Raw genomic sequence first — 25,257 nt, forward strand, 5'->3', positions numbered from 1 at the left:
TTCAGGCCGCATCTGCCGCAGCAAAATGCTCCATCTGGTCCGCGTACGCTTTGACGAAGGATGGGCGAGCCGTGGCGCGCGCGACGTAGCCGCGACAAGTGGGATAATTCGCCAGCCCGTCGAACCGATCGATGAGGCGCAGCACATCCGCCATGAGGATGTCGGCTACGGAAAAGGTTCCGGCCAGCCATTCGCGTCCCGCCAATACCGCTTCCATATGCTGGAGGCGGTGAACCTTGAGGAACCCGTCCAAAATCTTCCAGGCCTCCGTATCGTGGCTCTCCCCCGAGAACACCAATATGGACCAGGGCAGGCTCGCCGCCTCGACCGAATTCAGTGCAGCGAACAGCCATTCCTTGGCGTCACTGCGACCGAGCGGATCGGCGGGCAGCAGCGCATCGCTACGCTCGCCGAGGTGCAGCAGGATCGCGCCGCTCTCAAAGATCGAGAGGTCGCCGTCGGTCAGCCACGGCGCCTGCCCGAAGGGTTGATGCGCGAAGTGCTCGGCCTTCCGGTCGCGAAAGGGCGTGCTCTCGACGCGGTAGGGTAACCCGGCTTCCTCCAGCGCCCAACGCACGCGTATGTCACGCACATAGCCGCGCGGCGTTTCGGGAACCCAGTCGTAGGTGGTGAGAATCAGGTCGGTCATTCGGCATCTCCAAGGAAAACCGGCAGCTTATCGAGGAGGCCACTCCAACCTGCCTCGTGACTTTTGCGCGCCTCTTCGTCGGGCAGGCCTTCGTGAATCAGCGTTAATGTGGTGCCACCATCAAACGGCTCGAGCAGAAACGTGACTAGCGACTCTCGTTCTGGCATTCCAGGCCATTCCCAGGTGAAAACGAGCTTCTTGTCAGGAACCACTTCCTGATAAATCCCAGTGGGATTGTGCTCCTCGCCGTTCAGCAGTCGGAATACGACGCTGAAGCGGCCGCCCGGTCGCACGTCCGCCTCGGCGCGAAGCGTCGGCCCGGCATCAGGTCCCCACCACTGCATCATTTGCCTGGGCTCCGTAATCGCCGCATAAACCTTGGCCGGCGCCGCCTTGATTCTGCGCACGATGGTCACGCTCGGAAGGCTCTTCGTCATCGGTCGTCATCCTCTTCTACAAGCGCAACAAGTCGATCGATGCTGACTGTCCAGAGGCGTTCGTACCGTCTGAGCCACTCCATTGCCTCCTGCATCGGCCCGACCGAAAGGTGAACCGATACGGTGCGGCCGGTTTTGGTCCGCGTGATCAAGCCCGCATCAGACAAGACATCTAGATGCTTCATCAGTCCCGGAAGCTTTAGCGACAGGGGCCGGGCGAGTTCGCTCACCGACAGCCCCGGCTCCTCCCTCAGCCGTAGCAGGACGTTTCGCCGCGTAGGGTCGGCAAGCGCGGAGAACGTGCGGTCCATATCTGATGCCTTATACTTCACCATGTAGCGAAGTATTTCTCATCTTGTGGGTGGAGTCAATCTTGGCCGCGCAGCATCGCAGGTTGGACTGTGCCTGCGATAAAAGCTGACGGCATCCGCCGCATCGCGCGTGATGGACATCCGAGCCGCCGTCGGACGATCGAATGGGAAGGACGTTTTCGAGCGCTGCGCTACGGCTATGGCGCCGCGCCCTTTGTCAAGCCGTCGGCGGCAGGCCGAAGGCCGCAAACAGGCTGCCACCAAGCGGTGGGGCATAGAGGACGATTTCCTCGATATCACCGCTACCTGCCAGCACATGCAGCGAATGCGGCAGATAGGGCGCATCGCCACGTCGTGCGTAAAGCGCTGTCGCAGGCTGCTCGTTGGCGATCAAACCAATCGCTTTGAAGCTGTCGTAGCGCGGCCAGACACTAGTCATGAAGTGCTGCACCTCGTTGCGGCCAAGGAATGGGCGGAGCGCGCTCTTGCTATCGATCAGGAAGACAGCCATGCCGTGTACAATGTTGCCTGTGTCTATTCGCTACTTGGCGAGGCCGACCGTGCCATCGACCTGCTGGAGCCCTACTTGCGGCTGGTGGGGAGCCACATGAAATCTTGGTTCAAGAACGATTCTGATTTCGATCCCATCCGCAACCATCCGCGCTATGAAACGCTTCTGAAGCTCATCGAGTAGATCCGCACTGGCGTTGGTCGCCGGCGTTGACCGGCCGCTATCGTCCTTTGCTGCACCACGTGCGAACCTACTGCTCCCGGCCCCAGAGGCGGCCGACCGTCCAAACGCTGCGGTGGCAAATCGAGAACAACGCGCTTAGCTTCTTATTTCCTGCTCGCATTACGCGAAAGCACCGATCTGCGCCCGCATTCGGAATGATGTAAAGTCGCTTCGACGAGCCGGAGCGGCTTGGCGTAGCGTAGCGTGCAGAAACGCGAAGTAGCGAAGAGCCAGGCGGCCGACCGCGGGATCGACGACTTCATGCCCCTCCCGCACCCACGCCCAGGGTGACAAGAAGCTCGTCCAACTGCTCGAACTGCTCGGGCAACCCATCCTCCCCCCCGGCGTTGGCTTCGAGAGCTTCTTTCGAGGGATAGAGTTCGTGCAGGACCAGCAGCGTCCTGCCGTCTTGTTCTTCGAAAGTCACCGTGGTCACGGCAGCGTCTTCACTTTCCTCATTCGTCCAGACGAGACGCGCGTTCGGGATCACTTCGATGTACTTGCCGAAGAATGCCCAAGCCTCTGAGGGATCGTGACCAAACTCAACACGGTACCCGCCTCCGGTACGAACATCCATCTCGCAGGAAAGCATGGGCACGCCCATTGACTTCGGTGCCCACCACCGCATGAACAGCTCAGGCTTGGTCCACGCCTCGAACACGATGTGCACCGGGCCGTTGAAGGTTCGCGTCACGACGAACTCACGCTCGGATTTCCGTTCGATCGTCGTGCGGTTATTCATGGGGGTGGATTCGCCATCACTTCTTTTGTCCATCGACTTTCTCCTTCCGTTTCAATTCCTCGACAACCTTATCCAACTCGTTGAAGCGTGCGTCCCAGATCTGGCGATGCCTCTCGATCCATGCCGCCTCTTCCTCCAGTCCGCGTAGGCCGAGCTTGCAGGTCCGCACGCGCCCGACCTTCTCGGTGGTGACGAGCCCCGCCTGCTCCAAGACACCGACGTGCTTCTTCATGCCCGTGAGGGTCATGTGGAACTTCTCGGCAAGCTCCGTGATCGAAGCATCTGCACGTCCGAGCTGCTCGAGAACGCCGCGCCGGGTGGCGTCCGACAGCGCGGCGAATGAGGCATCGAGATGGGGCCTAGAATACTGAACCATTTGGTTCAGTATATAGCGCACCGATTGGCGGCATGCAAGGGGAGACCGCGGTCAGCCGGCTGCAATCTTGGCGCGCTTCTCCATCTCGCAGATGGTGCTGTCGGCTAGCGGCACGGCAAGCCGAAATTCGTGTCGCCTACCGATGCAAAACCGCCGATAGCATTCGATAGATGAGCCAGGCATGTCGATGAAAATTCTGCAGCGAATTCAAGAGCGTATTTTTTTGACGGTCTTGCTGACGATAGCTTATCGGCGCGAATACTTTATCGCTTGAAAATTCAGTTGGTTATCGAGCGGAGGTACAATCGGGTGGGAATGACGCTGATGAGCGCGGCACGATAAGTATAGCGCCGCGCCCTTCATCAAACCGTTGGTGGCAGGCCGAAGGCCGCAAACAGGCTTGGGCCAAGCGGCGGCGCGTAGAGGACGATTTCGCCGATCTCGCTGCTGCCTGCAACGATATGCAGCGAATGCGGCAGATAAGCAGCGTCACCGCGGCGGGCATAGACAGCTGCCGTCGGCTGCCCGTTGGCGATGAGGGCCACGGCGCGGAAGCTGTCATAGCGCGGCCAGACGCTGGTCATGAAGCGCTCCACCTCGTCGCGGCCCATGAACGTGCGATGCCACGGCGGCATGGTCAGAACGATATCCCGCCGCAAAAGGCCGATCAGCGCACCGACATCGCCGGCATTCCAGGCGTCGACATAAGCTTCTATTGGCGCGCCGCTCGGAGCCACCGCATCCTGTGGCGGTAGGGCGGCTCGCGCCCTTTGCAGGGCACTGCGCGCCGCAGCCACGCTGATACCGAGTGCTTCCGCTGCTTCGGCCGCTGTCATGCCAACACCATCGTGCAGCAGCAGCACTGCGCGGGCGCGCGGCGACAGCCCGTGCAGCAGCGAGACAAAGGCCAGCCGGATGTGTTGGCTACGTTCCGGCCCGGATGACGGAACCCCGCCCGGCCAGGGCTCGACCCAGGGCTCCGTTCCCGGCGCGACTTCATCCAGACTGGGTCCAAACAGGATCTGCCGCCTGCGCCGCGTGCGCAACGCGTCGAGGCAGACGCGGGTGGCGATGCTATAAAGCCATGACCGCGCCGCCGTGCCATCGCGGAGACCGGCGAATTCTCGCCAGCCGCGCAACAGCGCTTCCTGGACGCAGTCCTCGGCATCCTGCACACCGCCCATCATGCGATAGCAATGCCGCTTCAACTCGCCATGCATGGCATCGGCCATGGCGGCAAACACGCCCGACGGATCCGGCGCGTTCAACATGTCAGGAGCAGTGATCGAATTCTCCATGAGCATCAGCTTAGCGCCGCCACGCCGTCAGAGGAAACGATAAAGTTGCCGCCCGGCTTTGGCTCCGCGATCAGGTCGAGCACTGCGTCGGCGACCTGCTGCGGCGTCTGCCCCAAGCCCATCGCGTCGAGGAAGGCGGCTTCGCTGGTGCCGTTGTAGGCGGCGTATCCCTTGACCCCTGCCGCGCCGATATCCGTCTGCGGCATGAGGCGCGCCGGTGCCAGCGACATGAACCGCAGATCGAGGCCGGCACGATCGGCCGCCTTCTGGGCATAGCCGGTCATGAAGATCTGCATCTGCTTGGCGCCGGCATAGCCACCTGAAATCGGCGAGCCCTGGCGCACGGCCCCGCTGCTGATGGTGACGATAACAGTGCCCGCCGGCAGGTGCCCCTTCAGCGCGGCCTGCAGGAAATGGAAGCTCATGCGCACATCGTTGTTCCAGTTGGCGCTGAAATCCTCCCAGTCGACCTCCGTGAACGGGCGGCACGGCGGCATGGCGCCGCCGCAGAGGACCAGAATGCGCGGCGCCTGGACGGCAAACACGCGCTCCGGTGCGTCGTCGGCCGACGCATCGCATGCAAGCACCGCCACGCCAGGCAGGTCGCGAGCCACAGCATCGAGGCCGCTTTGCCCCCGAGCCACGACCAGCACCTGCGCGCCAAGACGATGAAAGGTTTCGGCCAGGACGCGGCCAAGGCCGCGGCTAGCACCGATGACGGTAACGGGTGTACGGGAAAGAAGATCAGCCATTGCGAGGTTCTCCATTTTGGTGACGTGGAGTGAGACGACGCGACGCCTGCTTATGCATCGCGGTTGTTGAAATTTTTTCGACAGACTCAATTTGCCTCGACGTTCGCTGTCCGCAGCAGGACTGCGTAGTGGCCGCCGCTCCCGCCTTTTTCTTACGCAGCGTTGCCGGCCAATTTGCTGCAGCCAATTATGAAAATGATTAGTGTTGACTTATCAATTAGTATCCACTATTGAATATGCATGATCGAAACCGCCACAATCACCGCCGTCATGCGCACCCTTGCCGACCCCACCCGTCGGGCAGTCTTCGAACGGATCGTCCTGTCCGACGAGATCACCGTGGTCGAGTTGACGCGAGGCAGCGGTGTGACACAGGGTGCCATTTCCCAGCACCTCAAGTCATTGAAACAGGCCGGCCTGGTCGCCGAACGCCCCGAAGGCCGCAATGTCTATTATCGCGCCCAGCCTGAAGGCCTCGAGCCGCTTGTCGACTGGATGAGCCATTACGGCACCTTCTGGCGCGACAAGTTCGCAAACCTCCGTACCCTCCTGAAGGAGATCGACCCATGAACGACGCCGCTTTGAAAGCTGAGACGCAAGAGATTGTCGTCGACGAAATCTTTCCGTATGCACCCGAGACGATCTGGAAAACGCTCGTCTCGGGCGAACTGATGGGCCGCTGGCTGATGCCTCCAACAGGATTTGAGCCTGTGGAAGGCAAGCACTTCACCTTTCAGACGACGCCTGCCGGGGCGTGGGACGGCGTTATTCGCTGCCAGGTGCTGGAGGTGATGCCGAACGAGCGCTTCGCCTATGCCTGGAAAGGCGGAGACCAGGCAAATTTCGGCTACGGCTCGCCGCTGGACACGGTCGTCACATGGACCCTTTCCAGGGTTGAGACCGGAACGCGCCTTCGCCTCGTTCATTCCGGTTTCATCACGCCCCGGAACGATACGGCCTTCAACAATATGAGCAACGGTTGGAAAACGATTGTCCCACGCATTGGTGCGATCACTGGCGAACAGAACTGATGCCCGATGGCGCATCGCGAGAGGAGATGAGAGATGAGCAAGGCTTTTACCGGCGGGTGCGCATGTGGCGCGATTCGCTACAAGATTTCGGCCGAACCGGTTGTCATGATTGATTGCCAGTGTCGCCAGTGTCAGCGCGACAGCGGCACTGGACATCAATCGCACCTGACTTTTGTTGCGGCGGAGGTGAAGGTCGAGGGAGAAGTATCGCATTGGCAGACCGTCGGTGATGGCGGAACCGTGAAGCGGCGTGGCTTCTGCCCGATATGCGGTTCGTCCGTCCACCTGACATTTCCCGACATGCCGGATGTGTTCATCGTCACCCCCGCAAGCCTCGACGACCCAAGCCGCTATAAACCGCAACTGGTGTCCTGGACCGCAGCCGGACATGCCTGGGATCACCTCGATCCGGCACTGCCGAAATTCGACAGGATGCCGCCAACTTAAGTCGGGCGAGCATTCACGCCTGGCCCATCAGAATCCACTAAGCCCGGGGCGTCTGCTCCGGGCTTTTTCATGCATGCGCTTTCGTCCGCTGCTGACAATTGTTTGGCAGCAGCATCGCTATTACAAAAGCATCGCGGGCCATGTTTGTTTTCGGGTTTCGCTTCACAGTGCGGATAGTCTACCCCGATAGACGATCATTCGAGCGACTGGGTTCATTACGAAGGGCATTATGAAAGCAGAGAAAAGGATAGCGACGAGCAGGACCGACATCCGCATCATCACGCCGCATCGCGCCAGACAGATCTGGCTTGCCGCACAGGGCTTTACCGCCCGTATCGCCTCAGGTCGCGGCCCGAATGCCGTTGCTGATGTCGTCCATCATCTCGGCTATGTACAGATCGACACGATCAACGTTATCGAGCGTTGCCATCACCACATTCTCTATACCCGGCTTCCCCACTACAAGCGCAGCGATCTTCACAAGGCGCAGTCGGCCAAGAAGAGCGTCTTCGAACATTGGACGCATGCGCTGGCCTATATCGCCACGGAGGATTATCGATATTTCGTCCCGGCCATGGAAGACCACCGCGCCAACCCGCATGCAGGATTTGCCAAAGTGACTGCGGAGGATACCGAACGGCTGCTCAGGCGAATCGAGCAAGAAGGACCGATCTCGCTGCGTGACATTGATGACGATGTGCTGATCGAGAAGGACCACGCCTGGGCGAGCCGGAAACCCAGCCGTCGCGTGCTGTCGAAGGGCTTCTACGACGGAACGCTGACGATCTCGTCGCGGTCGGGCATGCTGAAAGCCTACGACCTCACCGATCGACATTTCGGATGGGAACGGCCGCCGGAACCCGCTTCGACGGATGAGGTGAACGCCTATGTGCTTGACCGGGCGCTGCGGTCACAGGGTATCATCAGCCTCGATTCCACCTGCCATCTCGAAGCCGGCAGGAAGCCCGTCATCCGCGCGCTGATTGAAAAGCGTGTGGCCGCCGGCCAGCTTGTGGCGGTGATGCTAAAGGGCGACAAGACGGAGCATTGGCTGGCGCCGCAATTGCTCGACAAGGCATCATCGCGTGCTACGCCCAAGGCCCATATCCTGTCGCCATTCGATCCATTGGTGATCCAGAGAAAGCGCCTGGAGCTGTTCTTTGGCTATGTCCACCGGTTTGAGGCCTACGTGCCGGCCGAAAAGCGAGTGCTGGGCTATTTCGCACTGCCGGTGCTGTACGATGGCCGCATGGTGGCGGCACTGGACATCAAGGCCGACAGGCAGGCCAAGCGGCTGTTGATCAACAAATCGACGACATTCTTTGATGGTGGCGCTGCGCAGCGTCAAGCCATCGAAAATGCCCTCGAGGCCTTTACGGCCTTTCAGTTTGCGACCTGACGGCAGCGGCGCCCTGTCAGAAATTCAGCGATTGCTGCACGGGCTTTGGCGGCGTGACATGTACGCCTTCCAACTCCAGCATATGCTGCTTGGCGATCGAACCGCCCGGAGCTGAAAAGCCGCCGATCTTGTTGCCAGCCGCCAGCACGCGGTGGCAGGGGATGATCAGCGCCACCGGGTTTTTGGCCATCGCCTGGCCAACATCGCGTGCGGCTTCGGGACCCGCTCCCAGTGTTTTCGCCAGTGCGCCATAGGTTGTTGTATGACCCCAGCCAATCTGCCGCGCTGCTGCATAGATCTGCTCGAAGAATGCATCCTGATGACCGAGGTCGACCCGGAATCCGGAAAAATCCACTTCTTCGCCGTCGAAATAGCGTTTTACGGCAGCGATCGCCTCGGCAACATCTTCCGGCGGAACAGCGGGCTCGGCCTCCGGCAGACGCCGCCCCAACAGCCTCCCGGTCTCTCCGGCACTTTTTGTCGGCAGCTGGAAACGGGTGATGCCGGCCTTGCTCCAGGCAATGCCGCAGAAGCCGCCGGCGGTTTCGAAGATCTGATAATGATGCATCGTGGTCATGACTTTGCCTCTGCATATCTCATGCCATGAAAATCGTGCTTGTCGAGCCCGAATTCAACCCGTTTCTTGCACAGGGCCGAGTTGCTGACAATTTCCGGGCAGCAGGAACCTCAGTCAATCTTGTGCGGCGTTCGTTCCCGCGTCGGCCTTGGCAAAGGCCTTTGCCGCGTCCTTGCCGATCCAGCGCGCAGTCTTGTCGGTCGTCTGCGAGAGGCGTGCAGCAAGGGCGCGGGTGGCCGTCTTCAGCGCACTATCCTTGCGGCTGCCAATGGCCCGCAGCGCCCAATTGACCGCCTTCCTGACAAAGTTGCGCTCGTCACCCGATGCCTGCTCGATCAGCTGAAGACCGCGCTCCATCTCGGCGGTCGAGCCACGGCCGTGCAGCGCCATCGAGGCCAGCAGCGCGAACCCGGCCCGCCGCCCGAACTCGTCGTTCAAGTCGGCCCATTGCTCGACCTTGGCGAATGCGCCTGGAACCTGGTCGAACAGCTTGAAACAGACCGTATCGGCAATCGCCCAATTGTCGAAATCGGCCCGCCAGCGGTCCATCTGCTCCGATGTGACGCGTGTGGGATCGTCGATGAGGCAGGCAACGATGCGCGCTTCATACCAGCCGGTGCCCCACAGCGCTTCGGCCAAGTCATGGTCCGGTGCCAGCGGTTTGGCGATCCGTTGCATTGCGGCCATCGAGACGCCAAGCGCCTTTGTCGTATGGATCCCGTAGCGCGGTCCCATGTCCGCCAGCACCTTGCCGTCGGCGTCCGCTTTGAGGGCCGCGATGACGGCATGGGCTCGCTGGTCGATGGAAATGCCGTCAGAATTGTTGGCGATCACACACTCCTCCGGCAAGCAATGGAAAGTGGTAGTCGTGAGCCCTGCACGAGACAGGGTCAAGCGCTTGCCATGGTGTCCTCAATCCGATCGTTCACCTTGGCCTCCCGCCGTCTCCCACTTTGCCGCAGCCCTTCCGCTCAGGCCACTTCACTCCAACTTGCCACACCAGCAAAAATGAATCAATGTTCTTGATTTGTTCACGTTCATATTGCATGGTCCTCCGTCGAATTTACCTGATGGAGGCGCTTATGATTGGTGAACAACTCAGCTTTCCATTCGAGGGCGACCTGGGGCTTCGGCCGCGGACACGACGTTTCGTTCCGGAAGACAATCTCTTCGTGGCGGCTCGGCCAGATCTAAAGGCTATTCGGCAGGCGATGGAGATCGCCTTCGACATGGCGCGGCGATACGACCTTTTGGCGAATCCTCAGCGGGAAGATTTGTTGCACGTGTCGATGCTGCGATTTGACCTCCGCGGCGTGCGCTTCGACGAAATCGTTTCGCGTGTCAGATGGGTGCTTGAACATATCACGTTCGAGCCGTTCGAACTGGTGTTTGACCGCGCTGTGAGTTTCAAAGGCAAAGAACGCAAGCCGCTGGTGCTCTGCGCCGGCAAGAATGCAAACGAGGCGCTTTTTGAGCTCACGCGTCAGATCGCCAAGGACCTCGGGACGGACATCAAGGGACCATTCAACCCGCATATGACATTGCTGTGGGACGATCAAATCGTCGCGGAGCAGATGCTTGACGTGCCGGTTCGATGGATCGTCAACGAGGCCTGCCTCATTCGCAGCCTTGTCGGCAAAAGGAAGCATCTGATTCTCTGGCCGGAGCAACCGCATATCCAGTAAAGCGCATCACCGCGAGTGGCGTTCATGTTCGAGCAGCCATCGCTTGCGTCCGATGCCACCGCCATAGCCGGTCAGCGCGCCTGTGCTGCCGACCAGCCGATGACAGGGCACGAACAAGCTGATGGGATTGAGCGCATTTGCCAACCCGACCGCGCGCGCCGCATTGGGCTTGCCGAGAATATCGGTCATCTGCCCATAGGTACGCGTCTCGCCAGCCGGGATCGTTCGCAGCGCCGCCCAGGCTCGACGCTGGAATTCCGTGCCGCCGCCATCGACCGGGATCGAATTCAAGGTGTCGAAATCGCCTTCGAGATAGGCCCGCAGCGCCAGCGCTATGTCATTGATGTCGTCACGCTCCTCCCGCAAGACATGATCGCCGAAGCGGGTCCGCAGCAGGCGCGACAAGCGGCCGTCCGGCGTTCCAAAATCAAGCGCCACGAGTGTACGTTTTTTAGTGACGATCAGGATCGGCCCGATTGGGTGTCGTTCTTCTACTCGGTAGAGTGAAAGCTGCGATGCGGTCATTGGAAATCATTCGTTGGAGATCGATTGGGTCATACAGCAAAGCAGCTGAAACGGTGTTTTTCCACCCGATTTCGTCGGAGAGCGAGGAGGGGTGTCAAAGCGACATATTCCAAATCCGCGACGGGCTTGATACACGAACCTGAAGACGCGCATCCGAGGAACGGAATTCATGCCGGTTACCATCTATGGCATCAAGAACTGCGACACGATGAAGAAGGCCTTCACCTGGCTTGACACCCACGGCGTTGCCTACAATTTCCATGATTATCGCGCCGAAGGCATCGACGCCAAGAGTGTGAAGACCTGGATCAATATCCTCGGCTGGGAGAAGGTGCTCAACAAGGCGAGCACGACCTTCAAGGAACTGCCGGATGAGGAGAAGGCGGATCTTGACGAGGTAAAGGCGATCGCGCTGATGGTGCGCAATCCCACGATGATCAAGCGGCCGATGCTGGTGACCGACGAGACCACCATGGCCGGCTTCAAGCCGGATCTCTATGCGGCAACCTTTCAGGACTGAGAGACTATGTCCAAATCCACCCGCGCGACGCTCGCGCTTGCAGCCGCCAAGGTCACGTTCGACGTCCTGACCTATGATTACGACCCGGATGCGGACCGCATCGGCATGCAAGCGGCCGAGGCGATCGGGGTTTCGGCGTCCATGGTGCTCAAGACGCTGATGGCGGAGGTCGACGGCAAGGCCGTCTGCGTGGTGGTGCCTTCGGATCGTGAAGTCAGCATGAAGAAGCTGGCGGCGGCCTTCAAGGGCAAATCGGCCAATATGATGAAGCCAGCGCTGGCGGAAAAGGCCACCGGCTATGTCGTCGGCGGCATCTCGCCGTTTGGCCAGAAGAAACAGGTGCCGACCGTCTTCGAAGCAGAAGCGATGGCGCATGAGCGCGTCTACATGAATGGTGGCCAGCGTGGACTGCAGGTACATCTTGCGCCTGCAGATGCAGCAAAGGCGGCGAATGCAATCATCGCCGCCGTCGTTGCATGATCAAGTCAGCCCTATCAGTATGATCGGGCGGCCCGATCAGGAAGCGGTTTCCGGATTGGTGGCATCGGCCTTCGGGCCGCCCTTGGAAACGCCGACCATGGCCGGGCGCAGCACGCGATCGCCGATCGTATAGCCGTCCTGTACCACCTGGATGACGGTGTTTGCCGGAATTTCCGGATTGGGGACCTCGAACATCGCCTGGTGGAAGTTCGGGTCGAATTTCTGGCCGTTCGGGTCGATCTTCTTGACGCCGTGGCGCTCGAGCGCGCCGAGCATTGCGCGTTCGGTCATCTCAACACCTTCGATCAGCGCCATGAGGCCAGCCTCGCCCGCAGCACGCACCTCGTCCGGGATGGCATCGATCGCGCGGCGCAGGTTGTCGGACACCGATAGCATGTCGCGGGCAAAGCCGGCAGCCGAATAGACCTTGGCGTCCTTAATCTCGCGCTCGGTACGACGGCGCAGATTGTCCATCTCGGCGGCCAGCCGCAGGAACTTGTCCTTCATCTCGTTGTTCTCGGCCTTCAGCAGCTCGACCGGATCCGGTTCCCGGGCAGAATCGGCCTGGTCGGCGGCTACGTTTTCCGGATTGGCTGCGTTTTCATCGGCGTCCGTCTGATACGCGTTCTTGTTGTCATCCGTCATGGCGGTCTCCGCAATTCCTGAATTTCTCGTGATTTGCAGCCGATATCGAGGTTTGCAGCGGAAAAATCAAGACTTTGCGTCAAGATTCTGCGCATCGCACCGTATACTGAGTGTTCGCAACTGCCTGAATATCAGCTTATCGGCCGCTGCCGGCGAGTTTTGACATCAGCTGCGCTGTATAGTCCACCATCGGCACAATGCGCGAATAATTGAGCCGCGTCGGGCCGATGACGCCGACGGCGCCGATGATCCGGTCCTCGCTGTTCTTGTAAGGTGCCACGATCAGCGAGGAGCCGGACAGCGAAAACAGCGTGTTTTCCGAACCGATGAAGATGCGCACGCCCTGGCCGCCTTCGGCGAGATCGAGAATGTCGGAAAGCGATTCCTTCTTCTCCAGGTCGTCGAACAGCATGCGTATCCGGTCGAGATCGCCCATGTCGTCAACGCCATCGAGCAGGTTGGAACGGCCCCGGACGATCAAACGCGCCGGCCGGCCTTCCTCGGCACCCGACCATGTCGCAAGGCCGCGCTCGACGAGGTCGCTGGAGAGTGCGTCGAGCTCGGTGCGGATGGTTTCCTTGAGTTTCTCGATGCGATCGCTGGCTTCGCTCAGCGTCAGGCCGGACATATGGGCGTTGAGGAAATTTGCCGCCGCCACAAGCTGCGAGGACGTCGTCCCCGCCGGCAAGGCAATGATGCGGTTTTCGACCTCGTCGCGCTCGCCCACCAGCACCACCAGCGCCTTTTCCGGCGACAGACGCACGAATTCGACGTGCTTGAGCAGCGTGTCGCTCTTGGTGGTGATGACGAGGCCCGCACCACGCGAAGCAGAGGACAGCATCTGGCTTGCGCCATTCAGCGCGGTCTCAACGGGGACATCACGATTGTCGGGGCGGATCTGCCGGTCGATGTCGCGGCGTTCCTCGTCCGACAGCGAGCCCACCTGCATGAAGGCATCGACGAAAAAGCGAAGGCCCTGCTGGGTGGGCAGGCGGCCGGCGGAGACATGCGGCGAATAGATGAGGCCGAGATCCTCGAGATCGCTCATCACATTGCGCACGGAAGCCGGCGACAGCGACATCGGCAAAAGCCGCGACAGCGAGCGAGAGCCCAAGGGTTCGCCGCTGCCGAGATAGCTTTCGACAATGCGTCGAAAAATTTCTCCCGAGCGGTCATCAAGACCTTTCATGCAGCTCTTCCCATCGGTACGCAATCCACACGCCGAAAATGACGATCAAGCTGAAATATAGGGATTTGATGGGACTAAGCAAAAGGAAAATCGCCCCTTTTCCTTTGCAAAATGCTGCCGCGCCGCTTAAGACGCAGCAATCGAGATCAAGGAGTTTGAAAATGCGGCCATCCGGACGGAAAACCGACCAAATGCGCAAGGTGAGTTTCGAGCGCGGCTATTCCAAGCATGCCGAAGGCTCCTGCCTGGTGAAGTTTGGCGACACCCACGTGCTGTGCACCGCAAGCGTCGAGGAAAAGCCGCCGGCATGGCTGCGCAACAGCGGCAAGGGTTGGGTCACCGCCGAATACGGCATGCTGCCGCGCTCCACCGGCGACCGCATGCGTCGCGAAGCAGCATCCGGCAAGCAGGGCGGTCGCACCCAGGAAATCCAGCGGCTGATCGGCCGCTCGCTGCGCGCCGTGGTCAGCCTTGAATCGCTCGGCGAACGCCAGATCACCGTCGACTGCGACGTCATCCAGGCCGATGGCGGCACCCGCACGGCATCCATCACCGGCGGCTGGATCGCGCTCTACGATTGCCTGAAGTGGATGGAAAACCGCAAGATGCTGAGCCTTGAGAAGGTTCTCAAGGATCATGTGGCGGCGATCTCCTGCGGCATCTTCGCCAGCCAGCCGGTGATCGACCTCGATTATCTCGAGGATTCCTCGGCCGAGACCGACGCCAACTTCGTCATGACCGGCAAGGGCGGCTTCGTCGAGATCCAGGGCACTGCGGAGGGCGCACCCTTCAGCGAGGAAGAGTTGCTGACATTGATGGGCCTAGCCAAGAACGGCGTTGCCGAACTCGTCGAGCTTCAAAAGCAGGCGATCGCCTAAGCAGCCCGAAAGGCAGGACCGGACATGCAGATTCTTGAATCGTCGCTCTATGCGCATGATCTCGACGCCGCCGAGATCTTCTACAGCAAGGTGCTCGGCCTGACGAAAATCATGCGTGCCGGCAACCGCCACATCTTCTACCGTTGTGGCCAAATGGTACTGTTGATCTTCAACCCGGATGAAACGGAAGTGCCGCCGACCGGAGATCAACTGGCCGTGCCGCCGCATGGTTCGCGCGGACCGGGCCATCTCTGTTTCCAGGCCACTGCCGGCGAGATCGACGATTGGGCGCAGCGGCTTTCCAATGCCGGCGTCGGCATCGAAGCCGTCGTCGAATGGCCGCGTGGTGGCCGCTCGATTTATTTCCGCGATCCGGCCGGCAATTCGCTTGAATTTGCCGAAGCGCGGATCTGGGGCATCTAAGAGGTTCTGAATGCGCAAGCTTGATACCAAGACGATCGTCGTCGCCAGCCACAACTCAGGCAAGATCGCCGAGATCCGCGACCTGATCGGTCCGCTGGGTTTTACCGCGAAGTCGGCTGCCGACCTTAAATTCGTCGAGCCGGATGAAACCGGCACGACTTACGAGGAAAATGCCCGCATCAAGGCGCTGGCCTCGGCGATGTCTTCCGGCCTGCCCGCGCTTTCCGACGATTCGGGCCTCGCCGTCGACGCACTTGATGGCGCGCCCGGTGTCTACACCGCCAACTGGGCCGAGCGCGAAGACGGCAGCCGCGATTTCCAGATGGCGATGGAAAAGGTCGAAGAGGCGCTGGTTGAGAAGGGCGCCACAACACCCGAGCAGCGGACGGGCCGCTTCGTCAGCGTGCTTTGCCTGGCCTGGCCGGATGGCCATACGGAAATCTTTCGCGGCGATGTCGAGGGCCATATCGTCTGGCCGCCGCGCGGCACCAGCGGTTTTGGATACGATCCGGTGTTCCAGCCCCTGGGCTACGACACCACCTTCGGTGAGATGAGCGCCGAGCAGAAGCATGGCTGGAAGCCGGGCGACGAGCAGGCTTTGTCGCACCGCGCCCGCGCCTTCAAGCTGCTGGTCGAGACCGGACTGGAACTCTAGACCATGGACCGCCAAGCCCCACTGCTTCCGGATACAGGTGAACCGGGCTTCGGCGTCTACATCCATTGGCCGTTCTGCGCGGCCAAGTGTCCTTATTGCGATTTCAACAGCCATGTGCGTCACGTCGCCGTCGACCAGGACGCCTTCGTTGATGCTTTCCTCAAGGAAATGACGGCAATGCGGGCGATTAGCGGCTCGCGCACCGTCACCTCGATCTTCATGGGCGGCGGCACGCCATCGCTGATGAAGCCTCAGACGGTGGACGCGATCCTCAATGGCATTGCCCGGCACTGGCATGTGCCCGATGGCATCGAAATCACCATGGAAGCCAACCCCTCCAGCGTCGAGGCGGAGCGGTTCCGCGGCTATCGCGCCGCCGGGGTCAATCGCGTTTCGCTCGGCGTGCAGGCGCTTAATGACAAGGATTTGCGTTTCCTCGGGCGGCTGCATAACGTCGAGGATGCGCTCAAAGCCGTGAAGCTGGCGCGCGACATTTTTCCACGCATGTCGTTTGACCTGATCTATGCGCGGCCCGGCCAGCAGGAGCAGGACTGGATCGATGAACTCAACGAGGCGATCTCCTATGCCGTCGATCATCTGTCGCTCTATCAGCTGACAATCGAGGAGGGCACGCCCTTCTACGGCCTGCACAAGAACGGCAAGATCGTGCTGCCCAGCCAGGAAGACTCGGCCCGGCTCTACGAGATCACCCAGGACGTGACATCAGCCGCGGGCATGCCGGCTTACGAGGTGTCCAATCATTCCGTGCCGGGCGCCGAGAGCCGCCACAACCTGACCTATTGGCGCTATGGCGACTATGCCGGCATCGGCCCGGGCGCCCATGGACGGCTGACGTCTGGCGGACGCAAATATGCCACATCAACCGAGCGCAATCCCGAGGCCTGGCTTGAAGCGGTGCGCGCTCAAGGTCACGGCATGATCGACAATGACAGCCTCGAGCACGAGGAGCAGGCCGACGAGATGCTGCTGATGGGCCTGCGGCTGCGCGAGGGTCTCGACCTCGTGCGCTGGAGCGAGCAATCCGGCCGCATGCTCGATCCTGAAAAGGAAGAGTTCCTGATCGGCCACGGCTTCCTCGAGCGGCTTGGCAATGCCCGCATCCGCTGCACGCCGCAGGGCATGCTGATTCTCGACGCAGTGGTCGCCGATCTCGCGTCCTGAGTGAATTCTACCAAATCCGTAGATTATTTTTTCGCTTGCCGGATCAAGCCTCTTGACGTCCGCGCAAGGTTGGCGCCATATATCTATACATAAGATAAGGTAGCGCCAGGACGATCCGCTCTCCGCGTTCAGAACCTGATTTTTGAAATTCGCGGAATACCATGGCCACGATTAATTTCGATGACCCTCGTTCAAGTGTGAACCGGCTCAAAAAGTCCCGTTTCACCATTGAATGGCCCACCCTTGCCCTTGCGACATTTATTTACACAGCGTGGTTCCTGCTCACCTATTTCTGGGCCTCTATCCCCTATGTGCTGCTGTTCATCGCCGGCGGCTGGTTGCTCGCCTGGCATGGCTCCTTGCAGCATGAAGTGCTGCATGGACACCCCACCCGGTTTCGCCGGATCAATGATGCCGTTGGCTGGCCACCGCTGGCGCTCTGGTTGCCCTACCAGCTTTACAAACGCGCCCATCTCAAACACCACAACGACGAATGGTTGACCGATCCCATCGAGGATCCGGAATCCTATTATCTCACCGGCGACGCCTGGGAACGCACCGGTGCCCTCGGGCGCCTGATCACCAGGGTCGACAACACGCTGGCCGGCCGGCTGATCATCGGGCCGCTGGTGTCGCTCGCGACATTCCTTGGCCATGAAGTGACGCATGTCGTGCGTGGCGATTTCCGCAATGCCGGCATATGGGGCGCGCATCTGATCGGCGCGGCACTTGTGCTGACCTGGGTGCTGGCGGTCTGCGACATGCCGCTATGGATCTATCTTACGGCCTTTGTCTATGCCGGCATCGCCTTTTCGCGATTGAGGTCGTTTGCCGAGCATCAATATGCCGGCGAGAAGGAAGAACGGACGGCCATCGTCGAGAACACCCCGGCCTTCGGCCTGCTGTTTCTCTACAACAACCTGCATATCGTCCATCATTCGCGTCCGCAGATGCCGTGGTACAAGATCCCGGCGCTCTACAAGGCGAATCGCGATGCCTTCATCAAGCTGAATGGCGGATTGGTCTATAACGGCTATCTGGAAGTGGCCCGACGCTTCTTCTTCAAGCCACACCACGAGCCGGTGCATCCGCAGCATCCCGAAACAGTGACCGGCACCGATCTGCCCGAGATCCAGAACGATCAGGCGATGATCGGATAACCCAGACGCTCGGCATCCGTGCCGAGCTGTGCGAGCCGCGCATAATCATCCTCGTCGAGGATTTCTACGCCGATGAGCCCGAGCGCGCGGGTGGCCCCGGCCAGATCCTTGTCGGCGATCGCATCCTTGATGGCCGTCTGCAGGATCTTCAGATCGGCATCTGAAGTTGCAAGGCTGGTGATATAGGGCAGTCCCGGTCCACGCGGTGTCTCGCCGACGATTCGCAGACCGTCGAGCATTTCGGGCGCGTGGCGTGCCAGCATTCCCCAGGACACCGTATCGATCGAGGCGATGTCGGCGATGCCATCCTGTACGGCCTTCATCGACGGCAGGTGGCCGCCGGTGACGACGACTTCGGAGAAGAACGGCTTGCCTCCGGCGATCGGAGCAAGCGCCGCCCGGAACAGGTTCATGCCGGAATTGGACATATGGTCGTTGACCGCGGCACGGCTGCCACGGAACGCCTCGAGATCGGCAAATTCGTTCTGGTCGCTGGCAACCAGGAAGCTTGCCCGCTCGGTGCCGGTGCCGCCGGCAAAGTCATAAATGGGAGTCGCCACCAGCCGCACCTTGCCCTGCAACTCCCTGATGAAGGGGTAGCCGCAGGTTTGCGCCAGCATCAGGTCCGGCTGCAGCCAGATGCCGCTATAGCTGATGTCGCGGTCGAGAGAATCGGGCGCCGAAAGGCCGGCAACCCGAAGCCGGTCGCGGATGCCGGTCCACAGCAAATCGTTTGCTGCCTGAACCGGCGCCAGCATATCGTACATTGCAAGGCTTGAACGCGGCATGGCTACTCGTTGATCAGGCGGCGCAACAGTTCGATTTCATGCGAGAGCTTCTGATCGCCAGAGATCAGTTCCTCGATCTTGCGCACCGCATGCAGAACCGTCGTGTGATCACGCCCGCCGAATCTGCGGCCGATTTCGGGGAAGGAGCGCGGCGTCATGGTCTTGGAAAGATACATGGCGATCTGGCGCGGCTTGACGATGACCCTTGTGCGGCGATTGGAGACCAGCTCCTGCCGCGAGACATTATAATGACGCGCCACGACACGCTGGATGTCTTCGATGCGCACCCGCTTGGGTTCACCGGCGCCGACGAGATGGGCGAGAAGTTCGTCCACCCGGTCGATCGACAGATCGGGCTCGAAGGACTTGCGGAACATCAGCTGGTTGAACGCGCCTTCGAGCTCGCGGCCCGATGCGGTGATGTTGGTCGCCACATGTTCGAGAATCGCCTGCGGGATATCAAGACCGGGATCTTCCACGCGGGCCTGGTCGAGGCGAAGCTTGAGCATTTCAAGCCGCATGTCGAAATCCGGTGCATCCATTTCGATGGCAACGCCGCCCTGCAGGCGCGAGCGCACCCGCGGGTCGAGCGATTCCAGCTCCCAAGGGGCACGGTCGGCTGCGACCACGACCTGCTTGGCGCTGTCGAGCAGCATGTTGAGGAGGTGACAGAACTCGTTCTGGATCAGCTTGCCCTGCAGGAACTGCATGTCGTCGATCACCAGGATGTCGATGTGGCGCAGCGATTCCTTCAGCGTCAGTGCATCATTGTCGCGGATCGCAGTGGCAAAGCGCCACATGAAATATTCAGCCGTCAGATAGACGACGCGCGGATTGCGCGGATTGGAAAGCGCGGCGGCGGCAATTGCCTGCAAAAGATGCGTCTTGCCGAGGCCGACGCTCGAATGAATGAAGAGCGGATTGAAGCGGACGGAGCCGGCGCCGGATTCGGCGATCGTACGGGCCGCTGCCAATGCGACACGGTTCGACGGACCTTCAATGAAGCTTGCGAATGTGTAGCGGCTGTCGAGCGGCGAGCCAAATAGCGTGGAGTTGCCGGTGGGCCGCTGTGGCTGGCTATGCTGCGTCTGCTGGGTGGTTGCAAAGAACGGTGTCCCGGCCTTGCGGGCGGGCTGCTGGACCGTGTTTTCAATGAAGGCAACGGGAGCGTCCTCGACCACGCCGGGCCGGGTTGGCCGCACAGCGGTGCGAACGAGGATTTCGACCTTGAGGATATCGGCATCCTCTTCCTGCAAGAGACCGGTCATCATGTCGAGATAGCGATTGTTGATCCACGATTTCAGGAACGTCGTCGGCACGGAAAGCCGCACGACGCTCTTGGATATCGAATGAAGCTTCAGCCGGCCAAACCAGCTCGCGAACACATCCGGCCCAACCTTCGCCTTAAGTCGCGCGGAAAAGCGCTCGAACAAGGCGTCGTGTTTCATGCCGGTTTCCCCTGTATCTGTCTTTATACCGCCTGCCGCAACGGTCTGCGCCGCTTCCAATCCGGAAAACGCGCCTTTTTCTGTTATTGCCATGTGCATGTCGCCGCCTTTGCATCTCAGTCTTTTAGAGCACGGGCAAATTCATTCACCCGACCCGCTTTGCGCGCCGCTTGCCATAATGACGCAAGCCTCGCGCAATCTTCCAATAGTACTGTGTGTGAGAAGCCCATTTGAGCTCCACGGCACATCAGCTGGATCCGGATACTCGGGACGTCCTCCGCTTCATCTGCAAAAGCAGTACACACGGAGGGCCTCGTCGCCCCGTCATCAAAATCCAACGTCGTCTGGCCTTGCTTGTTCCGAACTGCCAACTTGTCCCCTGGCATTTCGGCTCTCGCCCCTTCCTTGCGGCTTTCCTCCCTTTTCATTGTCAGGCTGGATTGGAGGACAAAGCGTCCCCGATGGGAGCCAAGGGCATCCCATACACAATCCAATCAAACTGGGATTGAAGAAACCGAAATTTCAGTCCGAAGTCTTGGCTGGCCGGCTCTCTTACCTGCCCTCCGGCAGGATTGAAAGGCCGCTTGCCCGTTCCTCGTGGAAAGCATTTAGGCAAGATCGGAGGGCAAGATCAATGGCCTTTTTTACGCATTCTTAAGAGAAAGCCATTGACAATTCTGACGCGACTAAAAGGGAAGAGGTTTCCGAAAAAGAATCGCTTGGAAATCAACGAGATTCCCTTTTTCCACCAAAAACACACGCTCGGAAAATAAAAAATAAAAAATTCACTTGACTCGATTTATAGGCGAACTGCCGTAAGGTGAGATCGGGGAATGTGACGAAACCTTTGGTAAACCATTGAAAAATATAAATTTTTCTTGTCATACTATTTTGCGGTAATCTAAATTTTCTTATAAAAAAACTGTCATTTTTAGTAAACGCAAAAAGCCCGGCGAAACGCCAGGCTCAATGCAAAATTTCTCAATAAGATCAGGCGCCGATCGAATTCACGCGATTGGCAAGGCGGGAGACCTTGCGGGATGCGGTGTTACGATGAAGCACGCCCTTGGTGGCAGCGCGCTGCAATTCCGGCTGGGCAGCCTTCAATGCGGCTTCGGCTGCAGTCTTGTCGCCGGATGCAATGGCTTCTTCAACCTTGCGGATGAAAGAACGCATGCGCGAACGACGAGCCTTGTTAACCTCGGTCTGGCGGGCGATCTTGCGGGTCGCTTTTTTCGCCGATTGTGTATTGGCCATGTATGCCTCTCTTAAACGATCTGTCCAACATGCCCCTGCTAGCCGCTAGCCCTTTGGCGGGCGGCCTCAATGCCGGGCAATGAGGGGAGCATTCAGAAAAGCCTTGTTGTCTCGGCTCTTCAAACTGTGGGCGGCGTATAACCCCTATGTGCCTGCACGTCAATCAGTTCAGCAAAAGAATCTGCGCCGCGGGTGCCGAACACCTGCAGCAGACTTATAGACTACTTCTGGCAGGTGCGGCAAAAGAAAGTCGACCGGCCAGCTTGGGCAATCCGCTCGATCGTTCCCGTGCATCCGGGTGTCTGGCATGGCTGGCCCTCGCGGTCGTAGACCTTGAAGCGATGCTGGAAATAGCCGAGCGAGCCATCCGTCTGGATATGGTCACGTAGGGACGAGCCGCCGGCCTCGATCGCCTCGGCGATCACCTCGCGAATATCCCCCGTCAGCTGCTCCAGTGCCTTGGCCGGCTTGCCGTTGGCCTTGACGATGGTCGAAGCTGCCCGTGTCGGCAGCAGGTGAGCGCGATAGAGCGCCTCGCAGACATAGATGTTGCCGAGCCCGGCAATGACCTTCTGGTCAAGCAACGCGCTTTTGAGCGGTTGCTTGCGGCCTTCGAAGCGAGCGGCGAGATAATCGGCCGAGAGAAAATTTCCGGTGGGTTCCGGACCCAGGCCGGCAAAGGCCGGATAGGTGTCGAGTTCCGAGGTCGCCATCAGATGCATGAAGCCGAAGCGACGGGGATCGTTGTAGATAATCCGTACCTGCCCATTCGTCCGTTCGATCTCGAAAATCACATGGTCATGCGCCTCGTCCTTGGAACGCGGATGGTGAAAGTCGCCTGGCATCTTGTCCTTCTCCGCCTCGATCCGGAACGAGCCCGACATGCCGAGATGAGCAATAATGGAGAGATCGCTCTCCAGATTGATCAGCAGGCATTTCGCCCGCCGGCCGAGCGCCACGATCGCCTTGTTTTCGACCCGCTCGGCGAACTGCTCTGGAAACGGAAAGCGCAGGTCGCCACGCCGTAGCATCAGCTTGTTGATCCGCCCGCCTTCCATGAACGGCGCAAGGCCACGGCGAACGGTTTCCACTTCGGGCAATTCAGGCATCAGGGCGATCTCGATTGGGTGGCGGGGTGGCGATCTGTTAACGGCGGGAAGATAAGGACTTTGGCGAAAGGATCAACCAAAGTGACGCAGCATTTTGCAGCGCACCCGGCTGGCATCCTGCCGAGCGATCCGTTATTGTCGCGCCGCACATAAGAATACATATAAGATTAAGACGTTGAGTGGAGTACCGGACATGACGACAGCACGCACCAAGGCCGAAGGCGGGATGGAAACATCCTACGGTTTTCGCGACGTCGGTGCGGGCGAGAAGCAGACCATGGTCAACGAGGTCTTCCACAAGGTCGCCAAGCGCTACGACATCATGAACGACCTGATGTCGGCCGGCATGCATCGCGCCTGGAAGGACGCGCTGATCTCGGCGCTTAACCCGCGCAAGAGCGCCGATTACCGGACGCTCGACGTGGCTGGCGGCACAGGCGATATTGCCTTCCGCATCGTCGAGGCCTCCGACCGTAAGGCGCATTCGACGGTACTGGACATCAACGGCTCGATGCTGGCTGTCGGTGCCGAACGCGCTGAAAAGAAAGGACTGACGCCGAACCTTACCTTTGTCGAGGCCAATGCCGAGGAACTGCCCTTCGACAACAATACGTTCGACGCCTATACGATCGCCTTCGGCATTCGCAACGTGCCGCGCATCGATGTGGCGCTGTCGGAAGCCTATCGGGTGCTCAAGCGCGGCGGCCGACTGCTGGTGCTGGAGTTCTCCGAAGTCGAAATGCCGTTGCTCGATCGGTTCTACGATGCCTGGTCGTTCAATGCGATCCCGCGCATCGGCAAGGCGGTGACCGGTGAGGCCGAGCCCTACCAGTATCTGGTGGAATCGATCCGCAAGTTCCCCAACCAGCGCGACTTTGCCGACATGATCGGCCATGCCGGGTTCTCGCGGCCGACCTTCACCAATTTCACCGGTGGCGTTGCGGCGCTGCATTCCGGCTGGAAACTCTAAATTTATGAGTGCCGTTGGAGCCTATTTTCGCCTGATGAATCTCGGCTGGGTGCTGGTTCGCGAAGGGGTTGTGTCCGCCCTTCCCGCCCACGACCTGCCGCTGTCTCTTCGTTTCGGCCATTCGATCGCCGGGCTGTTTGCCCGCAACCGCGCAAAGTCCTCGACGCAGTCCGATAATCTGTCGCGCGCCGTCGAGCGCCTTGGCCCCTCCTATGTGAAGATCGGCCAATTCCTGGCGACGCGGCCGGATGTCGTGGGCGCCGATTTCGCCGCTGACCTGTCGACGCTGCAAGACCGGATGTCGATGTTTCCGATGGCGCTGGCGAAGGCGCAGATCGAAGCATCGCTCGGCCGCAGCATCGCCGAGCTCTATGTGGAATTCGACGAGCCGGTGGCTGCGGCGTCGATTGCGCAGGTGCACCCCGCCGTGATCATCAAGGACGGCGTGCCGCAGAAGGTCGCCGTCAAGGTGATCCGCCCCGGCGTGCGCGAGCGCTTCGCGCGTGACCTCGAGGCCCAATATCTGGTGTCACATCTGCAGGAGAAATTCCATCCGCCGTCACGCCGCCTGAGACCGGTCGAGGTTACCAAGACGCTGGAGCAGACGACCAAGGTCGAGATGGACCTCCGCCTTGAGGCTGCGGCTCTCTCCGAACTCGGAGAAAACACCATTGGTGATCCCGGTTTCCGTGTGCCGAAAGTGGATTGGGAACGTACTGGCCGCGATGTCGTGACCATGGAATGGATCGACGGCATCAAGATGTCGGATATCGAAGGGTTGCGGGCAGCCGGACACGATCTCAATATGCTCGCCGAGCACCTGATGCAGTCGTTCCTGCGCCACACGCTCCGCGACGGCTTCTTCCATGCAGATATGCACCAGGGCAATCTGTTCGTCGATCCCCAGGGAATCGTCGTGGCCGTCGATATGGGCATTGTCGGTCGCCTCGGTAAAAAGGAACGGCGCTTCCTCGCCGAGATCCTGTTCGGCTTCATCACCCGCGATTACCAGCGCGTCGCCGATGTACATTTCGAAGCTGGCTACGTGCCGTCCCATCACGACCATGCCTCGTTTGCCCAGGCGATCCGGGCGATCGGCGAACCGATCCATGGTCAGCCGGCCGACACGATCTCGATGGCCAAGCTGCTGACGCTGCTGTTTGAAGTCACGCAACTGTTCGACATGGAAACGCGGCCGGAGCTGATCATGCTGCAGAAGACCATGGTCGTGGTCGAGGGCGTGGCGCGATCGCTCAATCCGCATTTCAACATGTGGAAGGCGTCGGCGCCGGTGGTCGAGGGCTGGATCCGCGACAATCTTGGACCGAAGCGCATCGTCGGCGACATCCGCGACGCCATGAAGGCAGCCTTCCGGCTTGCGGAGGCAGCGCCGGAGATCGCCATGAAGACCGAAAAGTTCGCCCAGCAGGTGACCGCCATGAGTGAAAACGGGCTGCGATTCGATGCCGAGACGGCCGAAGCGATCGGCAGGTCCGAAGCGCGGCACTCGCGTTCGGGACGAGTAGCGCTGTGGGTCATCGCTGTCGCGCTGGTCTACATCGCCTGGAAGGTTTCAGGCCTTTAAGATCGC

The 25,257-nt window shown here is 60.1% G+C and carries 32 protein-coding genes; 15 read left to right on the forward strand and 17 right to left on the reverse strand.

Annotated features, from left to right (window positions below):
- Position 1: 1 nt before the first annotated feature.
- The 4 genes from ACXHRN_RS23655 to ACXHRN_RS23670 form a co-directional block, all read right to left on the reverse strand.
- Positions 2–649, reverse strand: coding sequence for a glutathione S-transferase family protein (locus ACXHRN_RS23655; protein WP_488638725.1), 648 nt, complete (start codon positions 647–649; stop codon positions 2–4).
- Positions 646–1,086, reverse strand: a complete 441-nt coding sequence (locus ACXHRN_RS23660) for an SRPBCC family protein (RefSeq protein WP_488638726.1) — start codon at positions 1,084–1,086, stop codon at positions 646–648. The genes ACXHRN_RS23655 and ACXHRN_RS23660 overlap by 4 nt, the downstream gene beginning before the upstream one ends.
- Complete coding sequence (locus ACXHRN_RS23665; protein ID WP_488638727.1) at positions 1,083–1,397, reverse strand: ArsR/SmtB family transcription factor; 315 nt, start codon at positions 1,395–1,397, stop codon at positions 1,083–1,085. Before ACXHRN_RS23665 ends, ACXHRN_RS23660 begins: the two co-directional genes overlap by 4 nt.
- 217 nt (positions 1,398–1,614) lie before the next feature.
- The gene (locus ACXHRN_RS23670) at positions 1,615–1,836 is read right to left on the reverse strand and encodes a hypothetical protein (RefSeq protein ID WP_488638728.1); all 222 of its coding nucleotides are present in this window, start codon (positions 1,834–1,836) and stop codon (positions 1,615–1,617) included.
- Positions 1,837–1,839: 3 nt separating this feature from the next.
- Between ACXHRN_RS23670 and ACXHRN_RS23675 the strand changes: the two genes are divergently transcribed.
- Positions 1,840–2,091 carry a TPR end-of-group domain-containing protein gene (locus ACXHRN_RS23675; protein ID WP_488638729.1) on the forward strand — a complete coding sequence of 84 codons (252 nt, stop codon included), beginning with the start codon at positions 1,840–1,842 and terminating at the stop codon, positions 2,089–2,091.
- 298 nt (positions 2,092–2,389) lie between these two features.
- Here ACXHRN_RS23675 and ACXHRN_RS23680 read toward each other — a convergent pair whose 3' ends face one another.
- The 4 genes from ACXHRN_RS23680 to ACXHRN_RS23695 form a co-directional block, all read right to left on the reverse strand.
- A complete protein-coding gene (locus tag ACXHRN_RS23680; protein WP_488638730.1) occupies positions 2,390–2,905 on the reverse strand; it encodes an SRPBCC family protein in 516 nt (171 codons plus the stop codon).
- Complete coding sequence (locus ACXHRN_RS23685) at positions 2,889–3,248, reverse strand: ArsR/SmtB family transcription factor (RefSeq protein ID WP_488638731.1); 360 nt, start codon at positions 3,246–3,248, stop codon at positions 2,889–2,891. Before ACXHRN_RS23685 ends, ACXHRN_RS23680 begins: the two co-directional genes overlap by 17 nt.
- Before the next feature lie 362 nt (positions 3,249–3,610).
- Entirely contained in the window at positions 3,611–4,552 is a 942-nt protein-coding gene (locus tag ACXHRN_RS23690) for an RNA polymerase subunit sigma-70 (RefSeq protein WP_488638732.1), read from the reverse strand.
- Entirely contained in the window at positions 4,552–5,298 is a 747-nt protein-coding gene (locus tag ACXHRN_RS23695) for an SDR family NAD(P)-dependent oxidoreductase (protein ID WP_488638733.1), read from the reverse strand. Before ACXHRN_RS23695 ends, ACXHRN_RS23690 begins: the two co-directional genes overlap by 1 nt.
- Before the next feature lie 240 nt (positions 5,299–5,538).
- Between ACXHRN_RS23695 and ACXHRN_RS23700 the strand changes: the two genes are divergently transcribed.
- The 4 genes from ACXHRN_RS23700 (at position 5,539) to ACXHRN_RS23715 (ending at position 8,175) form a co-directional block, all read left to right on the forward strand.
- Entirely contained in the window at positions 5,539–5,868 is a 330-nt protein-coding gene (locus ACXHRN_RS23700) for an ArsR/SmtB family transcription factor (RefSeq protein WP_488638734.1), read from the forward strand.
- Positions 5,865–6,329 carry an SRPBCC family protein gene (locus tag ACXHRN_RS23705; RefSeq protein WP_488638735.1) on the forward strand — a complete coding sequence of 155 codons (465 nt, stop codon included), beginning with the start codon at positions 5,865–5,867 and terminating at the stop codon, positions 6,327–6,329. Before ACXHRN_RS23700 ends, ACXHRN_RS23705 begins: the two co-directional genes overlap by 4 nt.
- 33 nt (positions 6,330–6,362) lie before the next feature.
- Complete coding sequence (locus ACXHRN_RS23710; RefSeq protein ID WP_488638736.1) at positions 6,363–6,776, forward strand: GFA family protein; 414 nt, start codon at positions 6,363–6,365, stop codon at positions 6,774–6,776.
- Positions 6,777–7,005: 229 nt separating this feature from the next.
- Complete coding sequence (locus ACXHRN_RS23715) at positions 7,006–8,175, forward strand: winged helix-turn-helix domain-containing protein (RefSeq protein ID WP_488638737.1); 1,170 nt, start codon at positions 7,006–7,008, stop codon at positions 8,173–8,175.
- 16 nt (positions 8,176–8,191) lie between these two features.
- On the opposite strand, the gene ACXHRN_RS23720 is transcribed toward ACXHRN_RS23715, so the two are convergent.
- Both ACXHRN_RS23720 and ACXHRN_RS23725 read right to left on the reverse strand, forming a co-directional pair.
- Positions 8,192–8,752: a methylated-DNA--[protein]-cysteine S-methyltransferase gene (locus ACXHRN_RS23720; protein ID WP_488638738.1), complete on the reverse strand. Its 561-nt coding sequence runs from the start codon at positions 8,750–8,752 to the stop codon at positions 8,192–8,194.
- Positions 8,753–8,866: 114 nt separating this feature from the next.
- On the reverse strand, positions 8,867–9,586 hold the full coding sequence (locus ACXHRN_RS23725) for a DNA alkylation repair protein (RefSeq protein WP_488638739.1): 720 nt from the start codon (positions 9,584–9,586) through the stop codon (positions 8,867–8,869).
- A gap of 377 nt (positions 9,587–9,963) precedes the next feature.
- Between ACXHRN_RS23725 and ACXHRN_RS23730 the strand changes: the two genes are divergently transcribed.
- Positions 9,964–10,437 (forward strand): 2'-5' RNA ligase family protein, encoded by a 474-nt coding sequence (locus tag ACXHRN_RS23730; protein ID WP_488638740.1) that lies wholly within the window; start codon positions 9,964–9,966, stop codon positions 10,435–10,437.
- 6 nt (positions 10,438–10,443) lie between these two features.
- Here ACXHRN_RS23730 and ACXHRN_RS23735 read toward each other — a convergent pair whose 3' ends face one another.
- Positions 10,444–10,962, reverse strand: coding sequence for a methylated-DNA--[protein]-cysteine S-methyltransferase (locus ACXHRN_RS23735; RefSeq protein WP_488638741.1), 519 nt, complete (start codon positions 10,960–10,962; stop codon positions 10,444–10,446).
- Positions 10,963–11,131: 169 nt separating this feature from the next.
- On the opposite strand from ACXHRN_RS23735, the gene ACXHRN_RS23740 reads away from it, so the two are divergent.
- Together ACXHRN_RS23740 and ybaK are read left to right on the forward strand one after the other, a co-directional pair.
- Positions 11,132–11,482: an ArsC family reductase gene (locus ACXHRN_RS23740; RefSeq protein ID WP_488638742.1), complete on the forward strand. Its 351-nt coding sequence runs from the start codon at positions 11,132–11,134 to the stop codon at positions 11,480–11,482.
- A 6-nt stretch (positions 11,483–11,488) separates the two neighbouring features.
- Positions 11,489–11,962 (forward strand): Cys-tRNA(Pro) deacylase, encoded by a 474-nt coding sequence (gene ybaK, locus ACXHRN_RS23745; RefSeq protein WP_488638743.1) that lies wholly within the window; start codon positions 11,489–11,491, stop codon positions 11,960–11,962.
- 36 nt (positions 11,963–11,998) lie between these two features.
- Here ybaK and grpE read toward each other — a convergent pair whose 3' ends face one another.
- Both grpE and hrcA read right to left on the reverse strand, forming a co-directional pair.
- On the reverse strand, positions 11,999–12,607 hold the full coding sequence (gene grpE / locus ACXHRN_RS23750) for a nucleotide exchange factor GrpE (protein ID WP_488638744.1): 609 nt from the start codon (positions 12,605–12,607) through the stop codon (positions 11,999–12,001).
- Between the two features lie 136 nt (positions 12,608–12,743).
- Complete coding sequence (hrcA, locus tag ACXHRN_RS23755; protein ID WP_488638745.1) at positions 12,744–13,796, reverse strand: heat-inducible transcriptional repressor HrcA; 1,053 nt, start codon at positions 13,794–13,796, stop codon at positions 12,744–12,746.
- Positions 13,797–13,957: 161 nt separating this feature from the next.
- Between hrcA and rph the strand changes: the two genes are divergently transcribed.
- The 5 genes from rph (at position 13,958) to ACXHRN_RS23780 (ending at position 18,094) form a co-directional block, all read left to right on the forward strand.
- Positions 13,958–14,674 (forward strand): ribonuclease PH, encoded by a 717-nt coding sequence (gene rph, locus ACXHRN_RS23760; protein WP_488638746.1) that lies wholly within the window; start codon positions 13,958–13,960, stop codon positions 14,672–14,674.
- Between the two features lie 24 nt (positions 14,675–14,698).
- The gene (locus tag ACXHRN_RS23765; RefSeq protein ID WP_488638747.1) at positions 14,699–15,097 is read left to right on the forward strand and encodes a VOC family protein; all 399 of its coding nucleotides are present in this window, start codon (positions 14,699–14,701) and stop codon (positions 15,095–15,097) included.
- Positions 15,098–15,107: 10 nt separating this feature from the next.
- A complete protein-coding gene (locus ACXHRN_RS23770) occupies positions 15,108–15,752 on the forward strand; it encodes a non-canonical purine NTP pyrophosphatase (protein ID WP_488638748.1) in 645 nt (214 codons plus the stop codon).
- Positions 15,753–15,755: 3 nt separating this feature from the next.
- Complete coding sequence (gene hemW / locus ACXHRN_RS23775) at positions 15,756–16,934, forward strand: radical SAM family heme chaperone HemW (RefSeq protein ID WP_488638749.1); 1,179 nt, start codon at positions 15,756–15,758, stop codon at positions 16,932–16,934.
- A gap of 161 nt (positions 16,935–17,095) precedes the next feature.
- Positions 17,096–18,094 carry a fatty acid desaturase gene (locus ACXHRN_RS23780; protein ID WP_488638750.1) on the forward strand — a complete coding sequence of 333 codons (999 nt, stop codon included), beginning with the start codon at positions 17,096–17,098 and terminating at the stop codon, positions 18,092–18,094.
- Here ACXHRN_RS23780 and ACXHRN_RS23785 read toward each other — a convergent pair.
- The 4 genes from ACXHRN_RS23785 to mutM all read right to left on the reverse strand — a co-directional run bounded on the left by ACXHRN_RS23785 (position 18,076) and on the right by mutM (position 22,696).
- Entirely contained in the window at positions 18,076–18,882 is an 807-nt protein-coding gene (locus ACXHRN_RS23785) for a phosphate/phosphite/phosphonate ABC transporter substrate-binding protein (RefSeq protein WP_488638751.1), read from the reverse strand. The two genes, ACXHRN_RS23780 and ACXHRN_RS23785, sit on opposite strands and share 19 nt — an antisense overlap.
- A 2-nt stretch (positions 18,883–18,884) precedes the next feature.
- Positions 18,885–20,429, reverse strand: a complete 1,545-nt coding sequence (gene dnaA, locus ACXHRN_RS23790) for a chromosomal replication initiator protein DnaA (protein WP_488638752.1) — start codon at positions 20,427–20,429, stop codon at positions 18,885–18,887.
- A gap of 891 nt (positions 20,430–21,320) precedes the next feature.
- The gene (gene rpsT, locus ACXHRN_RS23795; RefSeq protein WP_488638753.1) at positions 21,321–21,587 is read right to left on the reverse strand and encodes a 30S ribosomal protein S20; all 267 of its coding nucleotides are present in this window, start codon (positions 21,585–21,587) and stop codon (positions 21,321–21,323) included.
- Between the two features lie 221 nt (positions 21,588–21,808).
- On the reverse strand, positions 21,809–22,696 hold the full coding sequence (gene mutM, locus ACXHRN_RS23800; protein ID WP_488638754.1) for a bifunctional DNA-formamidopyrimidine glycosylase/DNA-(apurinic or apyrimidinic site) lyase: 888 nt from the start codon (positions 22,694–22,696) through the stop codon (positions 21,809–21,811).
- Positions 22,697–22,889: 193 nt separating this feature from the next.
- Here mutM and ubiE point away from each other — a divergent pair, with 193 nt between their 5' ends.
- Both ubiE and ubiB read left to right on the forward strand, forming a co-directional pair.
- Positions 22,890–23,666, forward strand: a complete 777-nt coding sequence (gene ubiE / locus ACXHRN_RS23805; protein ID WP_488638755.1) for a bifunctional demethylmenaquinone methyltransferase/2-methoxy-6-polyprenyl-1,4-benzoquinol methylase UbiE — start codon at positions 22,890–22,892, stop codon at positions 23,664–23,666.
- 4 nt (positions 23,667–23,670) lie between these two features.
- The gene (gene ubiB / locus ACXHRN_RS23810) at positions 23,671–25,251 is read left to right on the forward strand and encodes a 2-polyprenylphenol 6-hydroxylase (RefSeq protein WP_488638756.1); all 1,581 of its coding nucleotides are present in this window, start codon (positions 23,671–23,673) and stop codon (positions 25,249–25,251) included.
- The last annotated feature ends 6 nt before the right edge of the window (positions 25,252–25,257 follow it).

The organism is Shinella sp. OV683, from assembly GCF_057787725.1.